This window comes from Anaeromyxobacter sp. SG64, from assembly GCF_022690745.1.
Taxonomy (GTDB): domain Bacteria; phylum Myxococcota; class Myxococcia; order Myxococcales; family Anaeromyxobacteraceae; genus Anaeromyxobacter; species Anaeromyxobacter soli.
Genome location: NZ_JALCZB010000151.1, coordinates 1 through 6939, shown reverse-complemented (window position 1 = coordinate 6939; position 6939 = coordinate 1). Strand labels below are relative to the sequence as shown.

The window sequence follows — 6939 nt, the reverse complement described above, 5'->3', positions numbered from 1 at the left end:
GAACACGGTAGTTAAGCCCACCAGAGCCGATGGTACTGCACCGGAAGCGGTGTGGGAGAGTAGGTCGCTGCCGCATTTTTTTCTTGGCCCGCTGGCGCAATTCGCGCCGGCGGGCTTTTTTCTTTTGTCGCGCTTGCGCACCGACACGGGCGTCGGATCGCGCGGCCGAGGCGCTCGCGCCGGCACCCGGGCGCCTCGTTCCGGTACACTGGCGCCTCTCTGGAGGTCAGCGATGAGTCGGGTCGTGGTCGGAGTCATCGGCGGGACGGGGCTCGGTGAGGCGCTCGGGGCGCTCGGGGCAGGCGAGCAGCGTGAGATCGACACGCCCTTCGGGCGCCCCTCCGGACCGATCACGCTCACGGAGGTGGCCGGCGTCCCGGTGGCCCTCCTGTCGCGCCACGGCGACGGGCACATGCGGAACCCGTCGGCCGTGCCCTACCGCGCGAACATCTGGGCGCTCAAGTCGCTCGGCGTGACCCACGTGCTCGCGAGCGGCGCGTGCGGGAGCCTCCGCGAGGAGGTCGCGCCGAAGCACCTCGTCATCCCGGACCAGGTGATCGACCGGACCTTCCGGCGGGCGGGCACGTTCTTCGACGAGCTGGCCGTCCACGTGGAGCTCGCGGCGCCGTTCTGCAACACGCTCCGCAACGTCCTCGTGAAGGCGGGCACCGGGTTCCCGGCGCGCGTCCACCAGGGCGGCACGTACGTGTGCATGGAGGGGCCGCAGTTCTCGACCCGGGCCGAGAGCGAGCTGCACCGGAGCTGGGGCGCCTCGCTCATCGGGATGACGCTGATGCCCGAGGCGAAGCTCGCCCGGGAGGCGGAGCTCTGCTACGCGGCCGTCGCCCTCCCCACCGACTACGACTGCTGGAAGCCGCACCCGGCGACCCTCGACCAGGCGAAGCTCATCGAGGAGATCCTCGGGAACGTGAAGGTCGCGACGCAGAACGCGCTCGAGCTCATCCGGCGCGCGATCCCGCAGGTCGCCGCCATCGAGAAGCCGTGCGCGTGTCAGTCCGCGCTCGCGCTCGCGATCTGGTCCGACCGGTCGCGGCTCTCCCCGGAGGTCCGCCAGAAGCTCGGGCTGCTCCTCGGCAAGTACCTCGGCTAGGAGGGCGGCGCGAACCACGGCCCGGCCCGGCGACCCCGCAGGTCCGGTGGTATGAAGTCGCGGTGACGCTCCTCCACGCCGCCTCGCTCCGGCTCGCCTTCGGCAGCCGCACCGTCTTCGACGGGCTCACGCTCACCCTCGAGGAGGGCGAGCGCGTCGGGCTCGTGGGCGTGAACGGCTCGGGGAAGTCGTCGCTCATGCGCATGCTCGCGCGCGCGGCGGAGCCGGACGCCGGCGAGGTGCAGCTCCGGCGCGGCGCGCTCGTCACCTACCTGCCGCAGGAGCCCACGTTCCCCGCCGGGGCGACCGTCGCGTCCGAGCTCGAGGTCGCGCGCGCGCCGCTCCGCGCGGCGATCGACGCGCACGCGGCGCTCTCGGCGCGCCTCTCGGCCGAGCGCGACGTCGCCGCCCACGATCGCCTCCTCGTGGAGCTCGCGCAGCTCTCGGATCGCATCGACCAGCTCGGCGGGTGGGACACGGCGCACGAGGCGCGGCGGCTGCTCGACCGGCTCGGCGTGAAGGAGTGGGACCGCCCCGTGGCGGAGCTCTCGGGCGGCACGCGCAAGCGCGTCGCGCTCGCGCGGGCGCTGCTCACGCACCCCGATCTGCTCCTCCTGGACGAGCCGACGAACCACCTCGATGCCGACACCGTCGACTGGCTCGAGGAGGAGCTCGACCGGCTGAAGGGCGCGCTCCTCCTTGTCACCCACGATCGCTACTTCCTCGACGACCTCGTGGATCGCATCGTCGAGATCGCGCCGGGCGCCGGCGTCACGAGCTACCCGGGGAACTACGAGGCCTACCTCGAGCAGAAGCTCGTGGCCGAGGAGCAGGGGGCGCTCGCGGGGCACAAGCGCGAGCGCTGGATCGCGCAGGAGGTCGCCTGGCTCCGCCGCGGGGTGGAGGCGCGGCGGACGAAGTCGAAGGCGCGCATCGAGCGGGCGCGGCGCCTCATGGCCGAGCGCGGGGCGGAGCGCCCGCGCGTCCCGGAGCTGCAGCTCGCGGCGACGCCGCGCCTGTCGCAGACGGTCCTCGAGGGGCACGACCTCGTGAAGCGCTTCGGCGAGCGGCAGGTCCTCGCGGGCGTGAGCCTCACCGTGCAGCGCGGCGAGCGGATCGGCATCGTCGGTCCGAACGGCGCGGGCAAGACGACGTTCCTGCGGGTCCTGCTCGGCGAGCTGGCCGCCGACGGCGGGCGCGTGGTGGTCGGCGCGCGCACGCGGGTGGCGTACCACGATCAGGGGCGCGAGGCCCTCGATCCGGAGCAGACGGTCTACGAGGCCGCCGGCGGGAGCCGGGACGGCACGCGCGGCGAGGACTTCGTGGAGCTCGGGGGCCGGCGGGTCGCCCTCCGCGACTACCTCGACGACCTCCTCTTCCCGCCCACCGTCCAGCGCATGCAGGTGAAGGCGCTCTCGGGCGGCGAGCGGAACCGGCTGCTCCTCGCGCGCGCCTTCCTCGCCGGCGCGAACGTCCTCGTGCTGGACGAGCCCACGAACGACCTCGACCTCGTCACGCTCAACGTGCTCGAGCGGCTCCTCCTCGCGTTCGACGGCGCCGTCCTCCTCGTCACCCACGATCGCTACTTCCTCGACAAGGTCGCGACCGCGATCCTGGCGTTCGAGGGGGAGGGGAGGGCGGTCCGCTACGAGGGCAACTACGAGACCTATCGCACGTTGAAGGGGCAGGCCGAGGCGGCCGCGCGCGCGGAGGCCGGACCCGCCCGCCCAGAGGTCCGCGCCGCGGGGCCGCAGGCCCGCACGGCGGCGCCGGCGGAGCGCGCGCGCCGGCCGGGGAAGCTCTCGTTCAAGGAGCAGCGGGAGCTCGAGGGCATGGAGGCCGCGATCCTCGCGGCCGAGGAGCGGAAGGCCGCGCTGGAGGCCGCGCTCTCGGACCCCGCCACCTACCAGAAGGACGGCGCCGCGGTCGGCGGCATGCGCGACGCGCTCGCCGCCGCAGGCGTCGAGGTCGAGCGGCTCTACGCGCGCTGGCAGGAGCTCGAGGCGCTGCGCGGCGCGTGATGCCGGGCCTGCGGCGGGCGTCCTCGCTCCTCGCGCCCGCAGCGCTCCTCTGCTTCGAGCCGCGCACTGCGGCGACCTGGCCGTGGGCCTCGCGCGCGTCGCTGCGGCCTCGGCGCCGGTCTCCTGCGCCTTGCGCGCCTACCTCCAGCCCCACGCCTCAGCGCCGTCCGGGATCCTCGCGTACGTCCTGCCCCCGAGCGGTGCGTAGAACGTCGCGTCGAGCGGCAGCTGGGTGGTCGCGTCGAAGACGCCGACCTCGCCCCCATCCGCGCCCGGCGTGAACGGGAGCGTGACCTTCCCGTGCGCCGGCACGACCGTGCCCGCGGGGAGCGCGCTCTGCAGCCGATCGCGGAGGTCGGAGGTGAGGGCGAGGCCCGCGAGATCGCGCGGCGCGTCCTCGCGGTTGTAGAGCTCGAGGAACCCCGGCCCGATCGCGTTCACGACGAGCCCGCCCTCCCCACGGTGCCGCTCCCTGGGGATCTCGCCCCGGAGGAACCCGGTGCGGCGCGTGACGTACTCCTCGAGGAACCGCACCGACGCGGCGGCGAGCTCCTGATCCACCCAGGGATCCCGCTGCAGCGGTCCGGCGATGAGGGCGTGGAGCGCCTCGATGCGCGGGAACGCCTGCGCCTCCGAGAACACGCCGTCGAGCATCTTCTCGACCTCGTCGAGCACCCGGTTGCGGAGCGCGGGCGCGTCCCACAGGCGCTGGAACAGCACCACGAACGGCGGATGCGCGCTGACGCCGTAGCGCTGCGACTTGTCGGCCGCGACCCCCAGGGTGGCGGGATCGTAGAGCGTGTAGGTCGGGATCGCGTCGTGCCAGTTCGGCGTCGCCGTGGGCGTGAGCCCGCGCCAGTACACGATCCGCGCGTTGTTGAGATCCCACGGCACGAAGGACCACTTGCCCGTCACGGCGTCGTGGACGAGGTAGCTGCCCGAGTCGTCGATCCCCGACCAGCTGACGAGGATCGCGACCGCGTACATGCGGACCAGGCGATCGACGTCGAAGTGCCCCGCGAGCCAGGCGGGGAACTCGTGCTCCGGCGTCCGGTTGAGCTCGCGGAGGAACGTCCAGAGGTCGTCCCACGGCTGCGTCTCGTTCGTCTCCTTCTCCCACGGGCCCTGGTACGAGGCGGGGGGCGAGAGCTTCATCTCGCAGTCGCGGAGGCCGCAGCGGTAGGTCGTGGAGTCCGCGTCGAAGCCGTGATCGCGGAGGAAGTGCTTGTCGTCCGCCTCCTGCACCTCGACGTAGACGCCCTGGTGCTCCCCGTTCACGTCGAGCGTGATGAAGCGCCACCGCGGCGAGCGGACGCCGGCGCCCAGCAGGAGGCCGTAGCAGAACGGGTCGGAGAGGTAGCCGCCGTCGAGGTACTCGGCGAGGTAGTTGCGCGTCCGGGTGGGCCAGGATCCCGTCCCGGGCGCGCCGTCGTGGGTCTCGCCGCTCGTGGGGTGGCGCGTCTTCCAGCTGTGCTTCGGGTGCTCGCGCGCGCCGTCTCCGCGCTGCCGCAGCTCGACGTCGTACCAGGTGCCGCCGAGGTACAGCCGCCCCGGCGCGTACACCTTGCTCCACAGCTGGTAGACGATGTCCGCCGTCGATTGCGGGAACGTGATCGCGAGCGGCTCGACCTTCTGCTGGAGGTCCGGCCAGCTCACCACCTCGGGGACGCGGTCCGTCGGGGTGCCGGGCGTGCCGCAGTCGTTGCACGTCGGCGGGGGCGGATCTCCAGGAGGGGGATCCACCTTCGGGAGGGGCGGGGCGTCGGCGTTGCAGGCGAGGAGCACCGTGGCGAGGAACGCCACGAGGGCGAAGCGAGAGCTCATGCCCAAGGGGCGCTGCAACGCGCGCGCCCCGAGCGCCGGCGTCACGGGCCCGAGTCGCGACCGGGGCTCGAGCGTCGCCCGGCGCAGCCGCGAACGGGGCCGGCCCCGCCCCTCGCGCGACGCGCGTCGAGCGCCACCGGAAGAGGCCTCAGCGCGCGCGCCGGCGCAGACGCCGGAGCGTCTCGCTCACGGCGAGGGCGGCGAACGCGGCGAGCCCGGCGCCCCCGCCGGCGCTGGCGCAGCCACCACCGCGGACGACCGGCCCGCCGGACTGCCAGCTCGAGCCGCCACCTCCGCCCCCGCCGGTTCCGGCGGGCGCCGGCGCGACGTCCTTCGCGATCGTGAACTCGTCGTGGACGACGCCGTCGTGGCGAACGGACTCCACGTGCATCGAGCCGCCGTCGACCGTCACCACCACGTGCTGACCGACCTTCTCCCGGTACGCGGTGAACGGCGCCACCGGCTTCTCGAAGTCGTAGAGCCAGTCGCCCCCGCCGCCGGTCGTCACGTACACCGGCGCGCCGGGGCGATCGTACGCGCCCTCCCCGGTCTTCACCGGCGCGCCGTCGCGCGAGGGCCAGGTGCGCTCGTACAGGTGGTTGTGTCCCTGGAAGACGACGTCCACGCCGTACTCCTGGAAGAGCGGCTCGAGCGCGCTCGCCACCTCCGGGAAGGAGCCGTACTTGCCGGTGGCGAGCACCGGGCGGTGGAGCAGCGCGATCTTCCACGGCGCCTGGGTGGCCGCGAGGTCTTCGCGCAGCCAGGTGACCATCGAGTCCCGCGTGCAGCCCGCGGTCGCGGCGTCCATCGGCGAGAGGCAGTTCGAGTCGAGCGCGACGACGTGCACGTCGCCCCAGTCGAAGGAGTAATAGCGCTCGCCGTCGGGCCCCTCCGGCAGCTCGAGCGCGTCGAGGTAAGGCTGGGCGTAGGGCAGCCGGTACTCGTGGTCGCCCGGCACCGGCCAGAACGTGGTCGAGGCGAGGAGCGCCGCCATCGGGCGGAACACCGCCGGATCCCAGTCCTCCGCCTTCCCGTCGGGATAGGCGTTGTCGCCCACGGTGAGCACCGCCGACACGCCGCGCGCGAGCAGCGCCGCCGTGTTTCCGGCCTGGATCGGGCCCTGGGTGCCGTAGTCGCCGATGACCCCGAGCACCGTCCGCTGGCCCTCGGCCGTGTCCGGCTCGCCGGGCGTGCGGAGGGTGCCCGTGGCGCGAACCGCTCCCTCGAGCTCGACGCGGTAGGAGACGACGCTCGCGGCGGGCAGGCCTTCGAGCCTGACCACGTGGTGCGCCGTGCCGGCGCTCTCCCCCACCACCGTCCCGCCGGCCCCGAGCTCCGCGACCACGCGCACGGCCGCCGGCACGTCGGTGTTCAGCACGACGAGCGAGGCGTGGGGCGAGGTCTGCTGCAGGAAGGGACCGCGCGTGATCGCGGCGGCCGACGCGAGGCCCGGCAGCACGAGCAGGGTGGAGAGGATCAGCCGGGCGAGCTGGCGCAAGCAGGTCTCCTCGTCGGCCCCTTTGCGGCGCCGCGACGTTCGAGTGGGTGGGAGGACCTGGGGAAACAGGGAGGGCACCGCGATCCATCCCGACCCCGCGAGACAGGGCCATGGCGTTCAGCCGATGGGAAAAGCGTTTCCACTCAGCGGAACGTCCTGGGACCGCGCGGCCGCATGCCCGGGCGTCGAGCGGTGGGCACCCCCGTTGCACCGTGAGCGGTCCGTGAAACCGTTCCGTCACTCGCTCGTCACGGTCGCGCTCGCCCTCGCGGCCACCCTGGGGCTCCCCGGCGGCGCGTCCGCGGAGGAGCCCGCACCCCAGCCGGACCCCGCCGCGGGCGCGCCCGACGATGGGCGCGTGGACGCGCCGGCGACCCGCGGGGAGGTGGGCCCGGCGATGGAGCAGGCTTCGGCCACGCCGCCGAGCGAGCAGGCGCCCGCCGGCGGTGCGGAGGCCGTGCCCGGTCCCTCCGTCGTGCCCGCGA

Annotated in this window: 4 protein-coding genes and 1 pseudogene; 3 read left to right on the top strand and 2 right to left on the bottom strand. The window is 73.9% G+C overall.

The genetic code is table 11. The features are described 5' to 3' along the window. Positions 1-232 precede the first annotated feature (232 nt). Both mtnP and MNZ29_RS23125 read left to right on the top strand, forming a co-directional pair. Positions 233-1111, top strand: a complete 879-nt coding sequence (gene mtnP / locus MNZ29_RS23130; protein WP_242341361.1) for an S-methyl-5'-thioadenosine phosphorylase — start codon at positions 233-235, stop codon at positions 1109-1111. A 62-nt stretch (positions 1112-1173) separates the two neighbouring features. After that, entirely contained in the window at positions 1174-3132 is a 1959-nt protein-coding gene (locus tag MNZ29_RS23125; RefSeq protein WP_242341360.1) for an ABC-F family ATP-binding cassette domain-containing protein, read from the top strand. A gap of 138 nt (positions 3133-3270) precedes the next feature. Here MNZ29_RS23125 and MNZ29_RS23120 read toward each other — a convergent pair whose 3' ends face one another. Continuing rightward, entirely contained in the window at positions 3271-4956 is a 1686-nt protein-coding gene (locus MNZ29_RS23120) for a CotH kinase family protein (RefSeq protein WP_242356947.1), read from the bottom strand. A 148-nt stretch (positions 4957-5104) separates the two neighbouring features. Beyond that, complete coding sequence (locus MNZ29_RS23115; RefSeq protein ID WP_242356945.1) at positions 5105-6454, bottom strand: purple acid phosphatase; 1350 nt, start codon at positions 6452-6454, stop codon at positions 5105-5107. 223 nt (positions 6455-6677) lie between these two features. Here MNZ29_RS23115 and MNZ29_RS23110 point away from each other — a divergent pair. Beyond that, a pseudogene (locus MNZ29_RS23110) lies at positions 6678-6939 on the top strand (hypothetical protein); the annotation flags it as partial.

Coding starts and splice junctions, on each gene's coding strand:
- mtnP (WP_242341361.1), top strand. CDS start 233: ATGAGTCGGGTCGTGGTCGGAGTCATCGGCGGGACGGGGCTCGGTGAG.
- MNZ29_RS23120 (WP_242356947.1), bottom strand. CDS start 4,956: ATGAGCTCTCGCTTCGCCCTCGTGGCGTTCCTCGCCACGGTGCTCCTC.